Source organism: Pseudomonas fluorescens, from assembly GCF_003732425.1.
GTDB lineage: Bacteria > Pseudomonadota > Gammaproteobacteria > Pseudomonadales > Pseudomonadaceae > Aquipseudomonas > Aquipseudomonas fluorescens_BE.
The window spans coordinates 70499-88002 of record NZ_MOBX01000004.1 but is presented as its reverse complement, the minus strand read 5'-3'; the positions used below and the strand labels follow the sequence as shown (position 1 = coordinate 88002).

Sequence of the window (17504 nt, the reverse complement as noted above, 5' to 3'; positions counted from 1 at the left end):
GAACGAATTTATGAAAATAACAAAGAGTCTGTTCCACGCCGGTGTTCTGGGCCTGTCGCTGCTGGCGACCGGCGTCATGGCCGCGGTGCCTGCTGCCGAAGCCGACAAACTGGGCAAGAGCCTGACGCCGATGGGCGCTGAAATGGCCGGTAACGCCGACGGTTCGATCCCGGCGTGGAAGCCGCTGCCGAAGAATGCCGGCTCGGTCGACAGCAAGGGTTTCCTGTCCAATCCATACGCCAGTGAGCAACCGCTGTTCACCATCACTGCAAAAGACGTCGACAAGTACAAGGACAAGCTGGCGCCAGGTCAGTACGCGATGTTCAAGCGTTACCCTGAAACCTTCAAGATGCCGGTCTACCCGTCCCATCGCGGTGCGACCGTGCCGGATGACGTGTTCGCCGCGATCAAGAAAAACGCCACCACCACCAACCTGGTGTCCGGCGGCAATGGTCTGGAAAACTTCGATACTGCGGTACCGTTCCCGATTCCGAAGACCGGCGTGGAAGTCATCTGGAACCACATCACCCGCTACCGCGGCGGCAGCGTGACCCGTCTGGTGACCCAGGCGACGCCACAGCCGAACGGCTCGTACAGTCTGGTGTATTTCCAGGATCAGTTCGTGTTCCGCGACAAGATGAAGGACTACGATCCGAAAAACCCGGGCAACATCCTGTTCTACTTCAAGCAGAAAGTGACTGCGCCGGCACGTCTGGCCGGTGGTGTGCTGCTGGTTCACGAGACCCTCGACCAGGTGAAGGAACCACGTTCGGCGTGGGTCTATAACGCCGGTCAGCGTCGTGTGCGCCGTGCGCCACAAGTGTCCTATGACGGGCCGGGTACTGCCGCCGACGGTCTGCGTACCTCCGACAACCTCGACATGTTCAACGGTGCTCCGGATCGCTACGACTGGAAGCTCGAAGGCAAGAAAGAGATGTACATCGCCTCCGACAGCTACAAGCTCGACGATCCGAAACTGAAGTACGCCGACATCATCAAGGCCGGCCACATCAACCAGGATCTGGCACGTTACGAGCTGCGCCGCGTCTGGCATGTGGTTGCCACCCTGAAGGAAGGTCAGCGTCACATCTACGCCAAACGTGACTTCTACATCGACGAAGACACCTGGCAAGCCGCCGTGATCGACCACTACGACGGTCGTGGCCAACTGTGGCGCGTCGCAGAAGCACACGCCGAGAACTACTACGACAAGCAAGTGCCGTGGTATGCCCTGGAAACCCTCTACGACCTGCAGTCCGGCCGTTATCTGGCACTGGGCATGAAGAACGAAGAGAAGAGCGCGTACGACTTCGGTTTCACCGCCACCACCAGCGACTTCACCCCGGCCGCACTGCGTCAGGATGGTGTTCGCTAACCCGCTATAAAACCGAGGCCGCATCCTCGTGAAAACGCCCCGACTGGTTCGGGGCGTTTTTTTTGCGTTTCGATTTGTGTAGGAGCTGCCGCAGGCTGCGATCTTTTGATCCTGAAAGATCGCAGCCTGCGGCAGCTCCTACAGGGGGGCGCCTGCTGGCTCGTAGTCTTTTTGTAGCCATTTGTAGCAATAACCTTCAAACCCTCTACGTTTACCGCTAGTCTGCGGACATCCGCTACGCCGCCAACCGCCATTCAAACAAGAGCCGGCCATGACTGATCTGTCCCCGCTACCGGGTCCTGCAAGCGTCACCGTCGCGGCATTGGACGGGCGTTTTTTCCGCCCGCCGCTGCCCGATGGCTACGTCTTGCGACCACGCCTTTGCGAGCGCCTGCAGGCGGGACTCGCTGGGCGTCTGTTGCTGGTCAGCGCCCCCGCCGGGTTCGGCAAGAGTTCGCTGGCGGTGGAGTTCTGTCAGAGTCTGCCGGCGCACTGGCAAAGCCTCTGGTTGGGGCTGAGCCCTCGTGACAGCGATCCCGGACGTTTTCTTGAGCGTTTGCTCGAAGGTTTGCAGGACTACTTTCCGGCCCTGGGCGCTGGCGCTCTCGGTCTGTTGAAAATGCGCCAGCGCCACCAGCCATTTGCCTTCGAAGAGTGGCTCGACGGCCTGCTCGATGAATTGACCCTGCACCTCGATCCCGCCGCGCCACTGCTGCTGGTGCTCGACGATTACCATCTTGCTCAAGGCCCGGTGCTTGACCGTTGCCTGCAGTTTTTCCTCAATCATTTGCCCGATGGCTTGCTGGTCATGGTCACCAGTCGCCAGCGCCCGGACTGGCATCTGGCGCGCTTGCGTCTGTCGCGGCAGTTGCTGGAGTTACATGAAACGGATCTGCGCCTGACCCACGACGAAGCCCTGACCTTGCTTGATCGCCACAGCAGTTCGCTGCGCGGTGAAGCGCTGGAAAATCTGATCCAGCGCAGCGAAGGCTGGGTCGCCGGTTTGCGTTTCTGGCTGCTGGCGGTGGCCGAGGCGGGGAGCGATGCGGCGTTGCCGCAAGCGTTGAACGGCGGGGAAGGGCTGATCCGCGACTATCTGCTGGAAGAGGTCATCGATTGCCTGCCGGCCGAGGTGCAAGCCTTTCTGTACGACACCGCCCCCCAGGAACGCTTTTGCAGCGAGTTGTGCGATGCCGTTCGCGAGGCCCACGACAGCGCCGAGATCCTGCGTTTCCTGTTGGCCCATCAGGTCTTTCTGGTGCCGCTGGACGAGCACGGTCACTGGTATCGCTATCACCATTTGTTCTCTGATTTATTGCGCAGTCGGCCGATTGCGCAAGCGATGGTGCCGACCGCGACCTTGCATTTGCGAGCCTGTCGCTGGTTCAACGCTCAAGGGCTGCTGGATGAAGCTGTTGAGCAGGCGTTGCGCGCCGGTCACCTCGACGTCGCAGCAAATCTGGTGCAGAACCTCTCCGAGGAGCAACTGCTCGCCGAGCAGAACGTCGGCATGCTGTTGCGCTGGAAAATGGATTTGCCCGACAGCCTGCTGATCAGCACGCCGCGGCTGATCGTTCTCTACAGTTGGGCGCTGGGGCTGGCCTGCCAGCTCGATGCCGCCGAGGAGTTGTCTAGCCACCTGAGCCGCTTCCTGCCGGCGCCTTCCGCTACCGCGCAAAAGTCGATGCTGGCGCAATGGCTGGCACTGAGCGGAATCATTGCCCGGGGCCGCGGCCATCGTGAGCTGACGCTCAGATACTGCACCGAGGCCCTGGAAAGCTTGCCGGCCAAACGTTATGGCCAGCGGCTGATGTGTCTATCGACCTTGTCCAATCTGGCCATTGCCGATGGCGATCTGTGGCGCGCACGCGGTCTTAACCGCGAATCCCTGGAACTGGCACAGCGCGTCGGCAATCCGTTGTTCGAAGCGCTGGCGCACTACGATCGTGCGCGGGTGTTGCAGGCTCGCGGCGAAATCCTGCGTGCTCTCGATGAAGTCCATCAGGGGCTGGAGCGCTTGCGCGGCTTGTCACCACAGCGCCTGTACGCGGTGCGTGCACGGCTGACGCTGTACGAAGGTTTTCTGTTGGCGATGCGCTTGCAGCCTCAGGCAGCGCGCATGCGGTTGTTGGCCGGCATCGGCGAGGCACGGGCCTGTCGCGATATCAGCGTGTTGATCGGCCATTGTGTGATCGCTCGACTGGACGGAGGCAGCGGCGAATTCGCCAAAGCTTTCGCAGAGCTTGCCGAAGCTGAACGGCTGATGCACATCTGGGATGTGCCGCCGATCTACTACCTGGCCATGATTACTCTGGTCAAATGTGAGCTGTGGCTGGCGCAGGGGCGCACCGATCTGGCCGAGGCGTGGCTGGCGCGCCTCGGGCAGACGTACACCGGTGAGCGCGCTGCCGCACCGCCGGAGTTTCACCCTCAGTTGCCCTTGCACGTCGAACTGCAACAGGCACTGCTGGATGTCATCCAGGGGCAGCCGATGCTCGCCGAAGGGCGTTTGAACGTGCTGCATGAAAACGGTCAGCAAACCGGTCGCCAGTTGCTCAGTGTGATGGCGCTGACCCAGAAAGTCGCCTTGCTGTTGGGCGCCGCACGGGAAGCAGAGGCGCGCAAAACGCTGGCCCTGGCGCTGGAGGCGGCTAGCGGAGGGGTATTGCAGCCTTTCGATGCCTTGGTCAAAGAGCATCCGGACTGGTTGCGCGGGCAATTGATGGCGGTCGCTCAGGCTCCTGTATGCCAGCAATTACTGGAGCATTTTTCGCAGCCAGTGGCCCGGGTAATCGCTGAGGTTTCAGCGACGGAACAGCTCAGTAGCCGGGAATTGGCAGTCCTTCGACTGATTGCCCAAGGCTGTTCGAATCAGGAAATCAGTGATCTATTGTTCATTTCACTGCACACGGTGAAAACCCATGCCAGCCACATAAACAGCAAGTTGGGAGTGGAGAGACGTACCCAGGCGGTGGCGCGGGCCAAAGAACTGGGTGTGTTGGCATAACGGTTGTCGCCATGCCATAAAAGAAAACGCCCCGACAGTTCGGGGCGTTTTTTTGTGCGCCGTTCTGTATTGCGCAGAACGGTCAGTTCACTGCACTCAGGCCACGAGGTCCTGGGCGGAGAACGTGTTCACGCCGACCAGATGAATCTCGAAGTCCGCACCGGCATTGCCGGAGACGTTGCCCGAGAGCACTTGATCGACAAAGCGCAGTTGACCGGCGCCGGTGAAGTCGCCCGAACCGATAAAGGCGAAAGCATCAAGGCCGGTAGTGCCGAGATTGGCGTCAAAGGCCGACAGATCGATTTTGTCACCCTGCAGGCTGCTGAAGTCATAGATGACATCACGCTGGGCGCTTTTACCAACTTCGCTGATGTCTTTGAACACAAACGTGTCGGCCCCGGTGCCGCCGGTGAGCATGTCTGTGCCCAGGCCACCGTTCAAGGTGTCGTTGCCGGCGCCGCCATTGAGAACGTTGTTGCCATCGTTGCCGGTCAGGACGTTGTTCAGGGCGTTGCCGTAGCCCAGCAGGTTGGCACTTCCGGTCAGTTGCAGGTTCTCCACATTGGCGCCCAGGGTGTAGTTGATCGAGGAGCGCACGGTGTCGATTTCGTTGACCAGGGTGCTGGTCTCGACCACCACGTCTCCAGCGTTATCGACCACATAAGTGTCGTTGCCCAGACCGCCGATCAGGGTGTCGGCACCGGCACCGCCGTCAAGGATGTTGTTGCCGGCGTTGCCCGTGATGATGTTGTTCAGCGCGTTGCCGGTGCCGTTGATGTTGTCAGCGAAACGCAGTGTGAGGTTTTCCAGGTTGGCGCCCAGGCTGTAGTTGGCGAGGGAAGACAGCACGGTGTCGATCTCGGTCAGCGAAGTGCCGTTTTCGATGATGACGTCACCGACGTTATCGACGAAATAGGTGTCGTTGCCGGCACCGCCGTCCATGGTGTCAGCACCTTCCTGACCGTTGAGGATGTTGTTGCCGCTGTTGCCGGTCAGCACGTTGTCCAGACCGTTACCGACGAGGAACAGGTCGCTGGTGCCCAGCAACTGGCCATCTTCGACGTTGGCGGTCAGGGTGTAACCGATGTTGCTCAGTACGCGGTCGCGGCCTTCGCCGAGGGCTTCGATGACGACGTCCCCGGCGTTGTCGATCACGTAAGTGTCGTCGCCGGTGCCACCGGCCAGGGTGTCGGCACCGGCCGCGCCGTCGAGCCGGTCATTGCCAGCCCCACCCTGCAGGTTGTCGTTGCCAACGCCGCCGAGCAGGTAGTTGTCCTGAGCGTTGCCTTGCACGGTGTAGTTGCCAGTGCCCATCAGCCAGACGTTTTCGACGTTGCCAAGGTTGGCCAGATTGAGGTTGACGGTGTTGTTCGAAGCCGTAGCGTTGTAGTAGATGCGCAGGGTGTCGTTACCCTCGCTGGCATTTTCCTGAACCAGTCCCAGTTCCGCGGCCTGATCGAGGTAGTAGGTGTCATCACCACCACCGCCGATCATGGTGTCCACGCCTGCGCCGCCGTTGAGCACGTTGTTGCCGCTGTTGCCGGTCATCACGTTGTTCAGGATGTTGCCGTTGGCATTGAGGTTGGCAGAACCGGTGAGCACGATGTTCTCGATGTTGGCGCCCAAGCTGTAGTTGATCGAGGAGCGAACGGTATCGATCTCAATCGGTAGGGTGCTGGTTTCGACCACCACGTCACCGACGTTATCGACCACGTAGGTGTCGTTGCCCAGACCGCCGATCATCCGGTCGGCACCCGCGCCACCATCCAGAATGTTATCGCCGGCATTACCGGTGATGACGTTGTTCAGCGCGTTGCCGGTGCCGTTGATGTTGTCGGCGAAGCGCAGGGTCAGGTTTTCCAGGTTGGCACCCAGGGTGTAGTTGGCGAGGGAAGACAGCACGGTGTCGATCTCGGTCAGCGAAGTGCCGTTTTCGATGATGACGTCACCGACGTTATCGACGAAATAGGTGTCGTTGCCGGCACCGCCGTCCATGGTGTCAGCACCTTCCTGACCGTTGAGGATGTTGTTGCCGCTGTTGCCGGTCAGCACGTTGTCCAGACCGTTACCGACCAGGAACAGGTCGCTGGTGCCCAGCAACTGGCCATCTTCGACGTTGGCGGTCAGGGTGTAACCGATGTTGCTCAAGACAAGGTCACGGCCTTCGCCGCCCAGCTCGATGACCACATCGCCTGCATTGTCGATGACGTAGGTGTCGTCACCGCTGCCGCCGATCAAGGTGTCGGCACCGGCCGCACCGTCGAGACGGTCGTTGCCGGCACCGCCCTGCAGAGTGTCCGCCGAGGCGCTGCCGAGCAGGTAGTTGTTCAGGCTGTTGCCTTGCACGTTATAGCCGCCGGTCCCCATCAGCCACACGTTCTCGACGTCGGTCAGGTTGCCCAGGTTCAGGTTGATGACGTTGGTCATCGGGGTGGCGTTGTAATAGATGCGCAGGGTGTCGCTGCCTTCATTGGCATTTTCCTGGATTAGTGACAGCTCGCTGCTTTGGTCGAGGTAGTAGGTGTCGTCACCGTCGCCACCGATCATGGTGTCCAGCCCGGCGCCACCGTTGAGCACGTTGTTGCCGCTGTTGCCGGTCATCACGTTGTTCAGGGCGTTGCCGTTGGCATTGAGGTTGGCAGAACCGGTGAGCACAATGTTCTCGATGTTGTCGCCCAAGCTGTAGTTGATCGAGGAGCGAACGGTATCGATCTCAGTCGGCAGGGTGCTGGTTTCGACCACCACGTCACCAACGTTTTCGACCACGTAGGTGTCGTTGCCCAGACCGCCGATCATCCGGTCGGCACCCGCGCCACCATCCAGAATGTTATCGCCGGCATTACCGGTGATGACGTTGTTCAGCGCGTTGCCGGTGCCGTTGATGTTGTCGGCGAAGCGCAGGGTCAGGTTTTCCAGGTTGGCGCCCAGGGTGTAGTTGGCGAGGGAAGACAGCACGGTGTCGATCTCGGTCAGCGAAGTGCCGTTTTCGATGATGACGTCACCGACGTTATCGACGAAATAGGTGTCGTTGCCGGCACCGCCGTCCATGGTGTCAGCACCTTCCTGACCGTTGAGGATGTTGTTGCCGCTGTTGCCGGTCAGCACGTTGTCCAGACCGTTACCGATCAGGAACAGGTCGCTGGTGCCCAGCAACTGGCCATCTTCGACGTTGGCGGTCAGGGTGTAACCGATGTTGCTCAGTACGCGGTCGCGGCCTTCGCCGAGGGCTTCGATGACGACGTCCCCGGCGTTGTCGATCACGTAAGTGTCGTCGCCGGTGCCACCGGCCAGGGTGTCGGCACCGGCCGCGCCGTCGAGCCGGTCATTGCCAGCCCCACCCTGCAGGTTGTCGTTGCCAACGCCGCCGAGCAGGTAGTTGTCCTGAGAGTTGCCTTGCACGGTGTAGTTGCCAGTGCCCATCAGCCATACGTTTTCGACGTTGCCAAGGTTGGCCAGATTGAGGTTGACGGTGTTGTTCGAAGCCGTGGCGTTGTAGTAGATGCGCAGGGTGTCGTTACCCTCGCTGGCATTTTCCTGAACCAGTCCCAGTTCCGCTGCCTGATCGAGGTAGTAGGTGTCATCACCACCACCGCCGATCATGGTGTCCACGCCTGCGCCGCCGTTGAGCACGTTGTTGCCGCTGTTGCCGCTCATCACGTTGTTCAGCGCGTTACCGTTGGCATTCAGGTTGGCCGTGCCGGTCAACTCAATGTTCTCGACGTTCGCACTCAGGCTGTAGTTGACCGACGATTTGACGGTGTCGATCCCGCCACCCACTTCGTTGTTTTCAACGACGACGTCGCCGGCATTGTCGACGATGTAAGTGTCGTTGCCACCGCCACCGATCAAGGTATCGGCACCGGCGCCACCGTCCAGCGTGTTCTGCCCCCAGTTACCGGTGATGACGTTGTTCAAGCCATTGCCGGTACCCGCGAGGTTGCCGGTGCCAATCAGTGTGAGGTTTTCGACGTTCGCGGTCAGGGTGTAATCGATATAGCTGAGCACCGTGTCGATTTCGCTCGGCAGGGTGCTTGTCTCGATGACGGTGTCGCCGATGCTGTCGACGAAATAGGTGTCGTTACCGGTACCACCCATCATGGTGTCAGCGCCGCCCCGGCCGTTGAGGATGTTGTCCAGAGCGTTGCCGATCAGGCTGTCATCGTTGTCACTGCCGACGGCATTTTCAATTTTCGCGCCGTAGGCGATGGCCAGGCCTTCGTTGAAGGCGGTCATGGTCTTGATATCGAGAAAGGCTTTGCCGATCTGACTGAAGGCACCCTCGTTGAGGTCGATGCGCACGGCGTTCAACTGGTTGGTGGCGTCGATGGTGTCAACGCCGCCGGCATCCCAAATGGTTTCAAAAACCGATTGATTGCTCGCCCAGGAGTAGGTGTTGTTACCGGCCTGCCATAAGGTATTGGCGCCATACAGACTCTGGATGGCGAGGATATCCAGCAACATCGGGGTCGTTGGTTGATAGGAGTACGAGTCGTTGTAACTCATGACCGTGTAACGAACGTCGTCAAGCGTTGCATCCAGCACGGTGCTGTTGGTCTGGCTGGTGGCGAACGGATGCTTGAGGCCGATGGCATGACCGATTTCGTGAACGAAGGTCAGGTAATCGTAGGAGCCTTTAACCGGGTTGGCCTGGTTGGTCTCAGGGCCGATCCAGACGTCACCGGACTTGGGCGTACTGCCGGGCAGATAGGCCCAGGCCAGGGTGCCGCTTTCCATCAGAGAATATCCGCCGAAGCGCAGGTCGCCGACATTGGTGATGGTGTCGGTGGTCTGGCTGAACTTGATGTTCGCCACGGCGCTCCACGCAGCCAGAGCGCTGACGACGGCAACCTGCTGGTTGGCGGTCAGAGCGAAAACCGCGTTGTATTCGTTATCCGCGCTGTAGTTGGTCGCGAAATACGAAGAAACCGGGTTGATAAAGCTGAAGGTCAGTTCGGTGGGGGCACTCTTGTCATACCACTTGGTGCTTTCCCATTGAGTGCCGGAAATCAGACTGTTTACGAATGTGTTGCTGGTCAACGATGAAGAAGTACTGTCTGTTGATTGAGTCGGGCGTGGCATGCTGATTTTCCTGGATGGGCTGCGGCCTATCCTGGATGTGGCCGCTACAGAGGGCGATTTTGCAACAAAAACGTTACACGTGACATCATATTGACACTATTTTTTGACTGGCCGACGCGTGGCGCCCAGAACCGATGCATCGGCTGGCGGCATGGAATCCTGAGGTCGGCAAACGTATCCTGCGAACAATCCAATACCTTGCAGGAGTTCCCATGCACGCCGCCACGCCAGCGCTCATCCGCGAAACCTTCCCCGTCGGCCCGCTTCAGTGCAACTGCACGATCATCGGCGACCCGATCACCAAAAAAGCCATCGTCGTCGACCCGGGCGGCAATCCTGACCTGATCATGGCGCGCCTCGATGCGCATGGTCTGAAGGTCGTCAGCATCATCCACACCCACGCGCATCTCGATCACTTCCTCGCTTCCGGGCAGATGAAGGAAAAAACCGGTGCGACCCTGCATTTGCACAAGGAAGACCAGTTCCTGTGGGACAACCTCGAAATGCAATGCCAGATGTTCGGTGTGCCGTATACACCGGTGCCATCACCCGATCGCTGGTTGAGCGACGATGAAGAACTGGCTTGTGGTTGCGGCGTGGCCCTGCACACGCCGGGACATACACCCGGTTCCATGAGCTTTTGGTTTTCCGAGGCTAAGCTGTTGATTGCCGGTGACACGTTGTTTCGTCGCGGCGTAGGGCGCACGGATTTATGGGGTGGCGATCAGGCAACCATCGTGCGTTCGATCAAGCAGCGGCTGTACACGCTGGACGAGGACGCGACCGTGGTAACAGGGCATGGGCCGGATACCCGTCTGGGGGATGAAATGCGCGAAAACCCGTTTGTACGCGCCTAAATATTTTGTCACGAGTGGTCGGCGGAATTTTTGTGCATTGTCATGATCCAACGCCCGCACAGGTCCATTAACCCAGTGGCCGCTGCACCACAGAATGCGAAAAACCAGGAGCTCTCCATGTTCACCACGCGTCGTTTGATTATTGTCGCTACTGCCGTGGCCTTGCTGTCCGGCTGCGCCTCGCCTAACCCGTATGACAATCAGGGCCAGGCCGACGGTGGCTCGCAAGGCATGAGCAAAACCGCCAAATACGGCGGCCTCGGTGCGCTGGCCGGTGCGCTCGCCGGTGCCGCGATCGACCACAACAACCGCGGCAAAGGTGCACTGATCGGTGCGGCTGTGGTGGGTGCATCCGCTGCCGGTTATGGTTACTACGCTGACAAGCAAGAAGCCAAACTACGCGCGAGCATGGCCAACACCGGTGTTGAAGTGCAGCGTCAGGGCGATCAGATCAAGCTGATCATGCCGGGCAACATCACCTTCGCCACCGATTCGGCGAACATCGCGTCCAGTTTCTATCAGCCGCTGAACAACCTGGCCAACTCGTTGAAAGAATTCAACCAGAACCAGATCGAAATCGTCGGCTACACCGACAGCACTGGCAGCCGCCAGCACAACATGGACCTGTCCCAGCGTCGAGCGCAGAGCGTGGCGACCTACTTGACCTCGCAAGGTGTCAGCGGTGCCAACCTGTCGGCCCGTGGCGCCGGTCCGGATAACCCCATTGCCAGCAACGGTGATGTGAATGGCCGGGCGCAGAACCGTCGGGTTGAAGTCAACCTGAAGGCGATTCCGGGCCAGCAGTATGGTGGTCAGCAGCAACAGCCGGGTACGGTTCAGCAGTATCCGTAACTGAATGGCTGAATCAAGAAATGCCCGACCCTGTGATCGGGCATTTTTGTATGTGGACTGTGCTGGCCCCTTCGCGAGCAGGCTCGCTCCCACATTTGAAATGCAGTTCCCTGTGGGAGCGAGCCTGCTCGCGAAGGCGCCGCTACAGACACCGAAAGATTACAGGCACAAAAAAGCCCCCGGACAACCGAATTGTCCGGGGGCTTTTGTTTGTCAGCGAAGACGGATTACTTCTTCAGACCATAGTGCTCATCGAGCATGCCCGGCGAGTTCGGGCTTTTCGGCGCGTAATCACGTGGCGGCTCCTGATCGCGCGGTGGCGTCAGGCGTTCGCGTGGCGCGACTGCCGCGTCAGCGTGCAGGGCTGCGATCAGGCGCTGGCGGGTCTGCTCGTCCAGGGCCAGACGATTGGCGCCCTCGGCGAGATGATCCTGCACTTCCTGATAGCTCTGGGTCAGCTTCTTGACCAGCATCGCGGTGCTGTTGAAGTGGGTGACCACCTCATTTTGATAACTGTCGAAACGCTCCTGGATATCATCCAGTTGACGCTGCGTACGGCTCGGCGCGGCGTTCGGCGCAACGCGCGCGATCAGGAATCCAATGGCGACACCCACAACCAGGGCAAGAGTCGGTAACAACCAAACTAAGAGCGAGTGTTCCACGAGTCCTTCCTCTATAAACGGCTTTGCTTTACGTTAACGGCTCGAACCTGCGCTGTATACCGCGATTCACTCGCAATAGATTGGCACAGACAATTTGCTAGACGAGTCGACCCGATTCGAGGTCACGGAGTTCCTTCTTTGCTGATGCGTGAAACCCCTGTAGTGATTGCCGGCCCTGTCGGCCAAATCGAAGCTTTGTACCTGGATAACGAGCAGCCAATCGGCATCGCGCTGATCTGTCATCCGAACCCGGTGCAGGGCGGCACCATGCTCAACAAGGTCGTCTCGACCCTGCAGCGCACCGCGCGCGACGCAGGTTGGATCACCTTGCGTTTCAACTATCGCGGCGTCGGCGCCAGCGAAGGTTCGCACGACATGGGCACCGGTGAAGTCGACGATGCCCAGGCTGCGGCGGCATGGCTGCGGGAAAAACACCCGGATCTGCCGTTGACCCTGTTCGGTTTCTCCTTTGGTGGATTTGTTGCAGCAAGTCTCGGCGGTCGTCTCGAAACCCAAGGCGTGCAGCTGAAACATCTGTTCATGGTTGCGCCGGCGGTGATGCGTCTGGGCGAGCAGGATCAACTGCCACAGCACGGCGAGCTGACCGTGATCCAGCCGGAAACCGACGAAGTCATCGATCCGCAACTGGTCTACGACTGGTCGGAAAAACTCCAGCGCCCCCATGAGCTGCTGAAAGTGGCAGAATGCGGACACTTTTTTCATGGCAAGTTGACCGATCTCAAGGATCTGATCCTGCCGCGTCTCTCGAATTGATTGCAGTCTGACAAGCGATTACCCATGACGAACCGTACCCGTATCCTCACCGGCATCACCACCACCGGCACGCCGCACTTGGGCAACTACGCCGGCGCCATCCGCCCGGCGATCCTTGCCAGCCGCGACAGCAATGCCGATTCGTTCTACTTTCTGGCCGACTACCACGCCCTGATCAAATGCGATGACCCGCTGCGCATCCAGCGCTCGCGTCTGGAAATCGCCGCGACCTGGCTGGCCGGCGGCCTCGATGTCGACCGCGTGACCTTCTACCGCCAGTCCGACATCCCGGAAATTCCTGAACTGACCTGGCTACTGACCTGCGTCGCGGCCAAGGGCCTGCTCAACCGCGCGCACGCCTACAAGGCCTCGGTGGACAAGAACGTCGAGACCGGCGAAGACCCGGATGCCGGCATCACCATGGGCCTCTACAGCTACCCGGTGCTGATGGCGGCGGACATTCTGATGTTCAACGCGCACAAGGTGCCGGTCGGTCGTGACCAGATCCAGCACGTGGAAATGGCCCGCGATATCGGCCAGCGCTTCAACCATCTGTTCGGTCAGGGCAAAGAATTCTTCACCATGCCTGAAGCGCTGATCGAAGAAAGCGTGGCCACGTTGCCAGGCCTCGACGGTCGCAAGATGTCGAAGAGCTACGACAACACCATCCCGTTGTTCTCCAGCGCCAAAGAGATGAAGGATGCGATCTCGCGGATCGTCACCGACTCCAAAGCGCCAGGCGAAGCCAAGGATCCGGACAACTCGCACCTGTTCACTCTGTTCCAGGCGTTCGCCTCGCCAGCGCAGGCTGACGAATTCCGCAGCGAACTGCTCGGCGGTCTGGGTTGGGGCGAGGCGAAGAACCGTCTGTTCCAGCTGCTCGACAACCAACTCGGCGAAGCGCGCGACAAGTATCACCAGTTGATCGAGCGTCCGGCAGATCTGGAAGACATCCTGCAGATCGGTGCGAAAAAGGCCCGTGCCGTGGCAACGCCGTTCCTTAACGAACTGCGTGAGGCCGTCGGCCTGCGTTCTTTCGTCAATCAGGTGCAAGTGGCCGCGACCACCAAGAAGAAAGCTGCAAAAGCCGCGCGTTTCGTCAGCTTCCGTGAAGACGACGGCAGCTTCCGTTTCCGTTTGCTGGCGGCTGATGGCGAGCAACTGCTGCTGTCGCGTAACTTCGCTGACGGTAAAACTGCCGGGCAGGTGACCAAGCAACTGCAATCCGGCCAGCCACTGGACGTGCGCAGTGAAGACCTGAGCTTCAGCGTGTGGCTGGAAGGCGAGTGCGTCGGTGACAGCCCGGCGTTCGCCGACGCTGCGGCGCGGGACGCGGCCATCGAGGCTCTGCGCGTTGCGCTGACCCCGGTTCAGGACTAATCGGCGGCACGGTCCGACCAAGGGCCGATTGCCATTCCCACGGGCCGTCGCTACAGTGACGGCCCGTTTTTGTTGCCTTGCTAACGAATTATGACGCCCCTAGAACGATACCAAGCTGATCTGAAACGCCCGGACTTCTTCCATGACGCCGCGCAGGAAACTGCTGTGCGTCATTTGCAGCGTCTGTACGAGGATCTGATCGCCGCCGATCAGAACAAGCCGGGTCTGCTGAGCAAACTGTTCGGCAAAAAAGATCAGACGCCGGTCAAGGGCCTGTATTTCTGGGGCGGCGTAGGTCGCGGCAAAACTTACCTGGTCGACACCTTCTTCGAAGCGCTGCCGTTCAAGGAAAAGACCCGCACCCACTTCCACCGCTTCATGAAGCGCGTGCACGAAGAGATGAAAACCCTCGGCGGCGAGAAAAACCCGCTGACCATCATCGCCAAGCGCTTCGCGACCGAGTCGCGGGTGATCTGTTTCGATGAATTCTTCGTCTCCGACATCACCGACGCGATGATCCTCGGCACGCTGATGGAAGAGCTGTTCAAGAACGGCGTGACCCTGGTCGCGACCTCGAACATCGTTCCGGACGGCCTGTACAAGGACGGTCTGCAACGCGCGCGTTTCCTGCCGGCGATTGCGCTGATCAAGCAGAATACCGAGATCGTCAACGTCGATAGCGGCGTCGACTACCGCCTGCGTCACCTCGAACAAGCCGAGTTGTTCCACTATCCGCTCGACGAAGCTGCTCACGAAAGCCTGCGCAAGAGCTTCAAGGCACTGACGCCGGAGTGCACCGCAGCGGTCGAAAACGATGTGCTGATCATCGAAAACCGCGAGATTCGCGCCCTGCGTACTTGCGACGACGTGGCCTGGTTCGACTTCCGCGAACTGTGCGACGGCCCGCGCAGCCAGAACGACTACATCGAACTGGGCAAGATCTTCCATGCCGTGCTGCTCAGCGGTGTCGAGCAGATGAGTGTCACCACCGACGACATTGCTCGCCGCTTCATCAACATGGTCGACGAGTTCTACGACCGTAACGTCAAGCTGATCATTTCGGCTGAGGTCGAGCTAAAGGATCTGTACACCGGCGGCCGTCTGAACTTCGAGTTCCAGCGCACGCTGAGCCGACTGTTGGAAATGCAGTCCCACGAGTTTCTGTCGCGGGCGCACAAGCCTTAAGTGGATTCGCAAAACAAAAAAGGGCCTGCACTTGCAGGCCCTTTTTTTGCGCTCGGATTAATCAAGCGAGAAAGTTCGATACGTTGTGTTGTTGCTGGCAACCGACCAGCAGCCACAACAGGATCCTCGCTTTACGCGGACAGACAAAACCGGCCATCACCGCGCCGCGCCGGATCAAATCCATCTCACTGCCCCTGAATCCATAGGTAGATTTCGCCGTGGACCCGGAGCCTGTGCGAGTCGCAATGATCACCGGGATTTTTCCGGCAACGCTTTCGATGACGTCGGCCCAATGCTCGGAAACATGTCCTGCACCAAAGGCAGCAATGACCAGACCGTCATAACCGAGCTTGATGACATTTTCCAGAAACAGACTATCGGCGGACAACGAGGCCTCCAGCAAGGCAATTTTCTGGCCTGTGTGCCCAGGCTGCGGTAGAACTGTGCGCTTGTGGGGGGGACGTAGATAGTGAAGCGTGTCTTCTATCAGCAATCCGGCGGGCCCGACGATGGGGGAGGAGAACGCCTGCAACGCCAGAGAATCAGCTTTGCGTACGGCATTGGCTGAATGAATCTGCCCATGGATGACCACTTGAACGCCACGCTGACGGCTGCTTGCCGCTAATGCCACCCGGCAGGCGTCCAGCAGGTTGGCCGGGCCGTCGGCGCCGGGATGTGCAGCCGAACGCATGGCGCCGGTCAAGACCAGCGGTTCGTCGTGATCCCATAGATGATCGAGGAATGTGGCGGTTTCTTCCAGAGTGTCCGTGCCCTGGGTAATGACCACCCCAATCGCCCCTTGGCTGACCTGGTCGCTCGCCCAGGCAAGAACACTCAACAGGAAGTCGAAATCCAGTGATGCGCTGGGCAGCAGCCCAAGGGTTTCAACGGTGATGCGTGCTTGCGTCTGCAATTGCGGCACTGAAGCCAGAAGGGTGTGTGCGTCAACCGTCGGGATGACGCCCTCGCCGACAGACTTTGCTTGCATGCTTACGGTGCCACCTACCGCCGCGATTGCTAGTTTTGGCAACGCCATTTGATACCTCGCACGGTTGTGATGAGTGAGTGCTGTATCTGGATCTCAAGGCCAGATACAGCTGAACATGGCAGGCTTCAGTCAGCGATCAGCCATCCGATCAACGGAATGATGACGGCCGTGCTCACGGCCATCGACAATACATTGCCGATAAAACCATGCATGTCCGGCGGCAACCGCTTGGCCAACGCACAGGCCAACGGTGGAGCAATCAACGCGCCGAGTAGCGCACTGAGTGCGATCACCGACCAGCTGCCGCCATACGTCAGGACCGCCGCCGGAACGACCGACACCAGTGGCACGTAAGTGGGATACCAGCCGCGCTGTATCCAATGCCGCCGCCAGATCACCACGCCCAGCGCCGAAGTCAGCGCTTGTGCAGCGATCAATTGCGGTAAAACAGCGGAGCCGTAAGCCGGACTCAGCGGGTTCAAGGTGAATGCCAGCAAGGCGCCCAGTATCAGGCCGAGGCTGGCCCATTCGTTGCCATAGAACGGTGCCTCGGAAAAGTCTGCAAGTACACGACGCAAGCTCCATACGACGCCGTAGTCAGGTTTTTTTTCGGGTAACGGCGCGGATGTGGATTTTTTTGCTTCGCCGGTCTGAGCGGACTTCACCAGGCCTGGCAGATACCGGCAGAGCAGGAATGCGAGGACGCTGGCCACCGCCATGCCTGAGACGTTACCGATGACAACAGGCAATTCGAGCGGATTGACCACATAGTTGACGAAAAACAGGCTCATCGGAGTAACCAGCAGGGCACCCATGATTGCGCCATTGATCGTGACCTTCCAGCCACCGCCGAACATCAACACCATGGCCGCCGGCAGAGAGACGAAGGCGGCGAAAGTCGGTTGCCAGCTTGTGGAAGTGACCGTCCAGCCCCACAGCAGATTACTCAACAGCAAGCCAAGCAAAGAGCTGGTGACGAGCCACGGCCAGAGTCCGCTGCCGTAACAAATGGCGAAGCCTTGCCACGCCTTGCCCGTTCGATTCGCCCAGTAAGCCAGATAAGCACCGGCCAGCAGTCCGATTGAGGCGAATTCATGTTTGTAGAATGCGACCTCGCTTATGTCTCCCAACACCCAGCGCACCCAGGCGCTTGCGTCAGGCAGGCTCGACACCATGTGGTTGTAGTCCGGCCAATAAGCGGCCCAGGAAGTGCGGTAAGTGAATGACAGCCAGATGATCGACAGGGTCGTGCCAAGCATCAGCAGGACGATCGACGTGTCCATCGGCGTTCTGGAGAGCGGGCGGATGGCCAGTTTTGCTTCTGTAGTGTTTCCCATGGTCAGGC

The 17504-nt window shown here is 59.5% G+C and carries 11 protein-coding genes; 7 read left to right on the top strand and 4 right to left on the bottom strand.

The window, feature by feature from the left end; translation table 11 throughout:
* Window positions 1-10 precede the first annotated feature (10 nt).
* Both BK670_RS07445 and BK670_RS07440 read left to right on the top strand, forming a co-directional pair.
* Window positions 11-1375, top strand: coding sequence for a DUF1329 domain-containing protein (locus BK670_RS07445; RefSeq protein WP_123449250.1), 1365 nt, complete (start codon window positions 11-13; stop codon window positions 1373-1375).
* Between the two features lie 271 nt (window positions 1376-1646).
* Window positions 1647-4382, top strand: coding sequence for a winged helix-turn-helix domain-containing protein (locus BK670_RS07440; protein WP_123449249.1), 2736 nt, complete (start codon window positions 1647-1649; stop codon window positions 4380-4382).
* 96 nt (window positions 4383-4478) lie between these two features.
* Here BK670_RS07440 and BK670_RS07435 read toward each other — a convergent pair whose 3' ends face one another.
* Complete coding sequence (locus tag BK670_RS07435; protein ID WP_123449248.1) at window positions 4479-9461, bottom strand: M10 family metallopeptidase C-terminal domain-containing protein; 4983 nt, start codon at window positions 9459-9461, stop codon at window positions 4479-4481.
* Window positions 9462-9673: 212 nt separating this feature from the next.
* Between BK670_RS07435 and BK670_RS07430 the strand changes: the two genes are divergently transcribed.
* A complete protein-coding gene (locus BK670_RS07430; protein WP_123449247.1) occupies window positions 9674-10318 on the top strand; it encodes an MBL fold metallo-hydrolase in 645 nt (214 codons plus the stop codon).
* A gap of 117 nt (window positions 10319-10435) precedes the next feature.
* Window positions 10436-11170, top strand: a complete 735-nt coding sequence (locus BK670_RS07425; RefSeq protein WP_123449246.1) for a YiaD family glycine zipper/OmpA-like lipoprotein — start codon at window positions 10436-10438, stop codon at window positions 11168-11170.
* 227 nt (window positions 11171-11397) lie between these two features.
* Here BK670_RS07425 and BK670_RS07420 read toward each other — a convergent pair whose 3' ends face one another.
* The gene (locus tag BK670_RS07420; protein WP_123449245.1) at window positions 11398-11832 is read right to left on the bottom strand and encodes a Z-ring associated ZapG family protein; all 435 of its coding nucleotides are present in this window, start codon (window positions 11830-11832) and stop codon (window positions 11398-11400) included.
* Between the two features lie 144 nt (window positions 11833-11976).
* Here BK670_RS07420 and BK670_RS07415 point away from each other — a divergent pair, with 144 nt between their 5' ends.
* The 3 genes from BK670_RS07415 (at window position 11977) to zapE (ending at window position 15171) form a co-directional block, all read left to right on the top strand.
* Window positions 11977-12606 carry an alpha/beta hydrolase gene (locus BK670_RS07415; RefSeq protein ID WP_123449317.1) on the top strand — a complete coding sequence of 210 codons (630 nt, stop codon included), beginning with the start codon at window positions 11977-11979 and terminating at the stop codon, window positions 12604-12606.
* A 24-nt stretch (window positions 12607-12630) separates the two neighbouring features.
* Entirely contained in the window at window positions 12631-13986 is a 1356-nt protein-coding gene (locus BK670_RS07410) for a tryptophan--tRNA ligase (RefSeq protein WP_123449244.1), read from the top strand.
* Between the two features lie 90 nt (window positions 13987-14076).
* Window positions 14077-15171: a cell division protein ZapE gene (gene zapE, locus BK670_RS07405; protein WP_038361044.1), complete on the top strand. Its 1095-nt coding sequence runs from the start codon at window positions 14077-14079 to the stop codon at window positions 15169-15171.
* Between the two features lie 61 nt (window positions 15172-15232).
* Here the strand turns inward: zapE and BK670_RS07400 are convergent, their stop codons facing one another.
* Window positions 15233-16207 carry an asparaginase gene (locus tag BK670_RS07400; protein WP_123449243.1) on the bottom strand — a complete coding sequence of 325 codons (975 nt, stop codon included), beginning with the start codon at window positions 16205-16207 and terminating at the stop codon, window positions 15233-15235.
* Between the two features lie 77 nt (window positions 16208-16284).
* Window positions 16285-17496, bottom strand: coding sequence for a threonine/serine exporter family protein (locus BK670_RS07395; protein WP_123449242.1), 1212 nt, complete (start codon window positions 17494-17496; stop codon window positions 16285-16287).
* Between the last annotated feature and the right edge of the window lie 8 nt (window positions 17497-17504).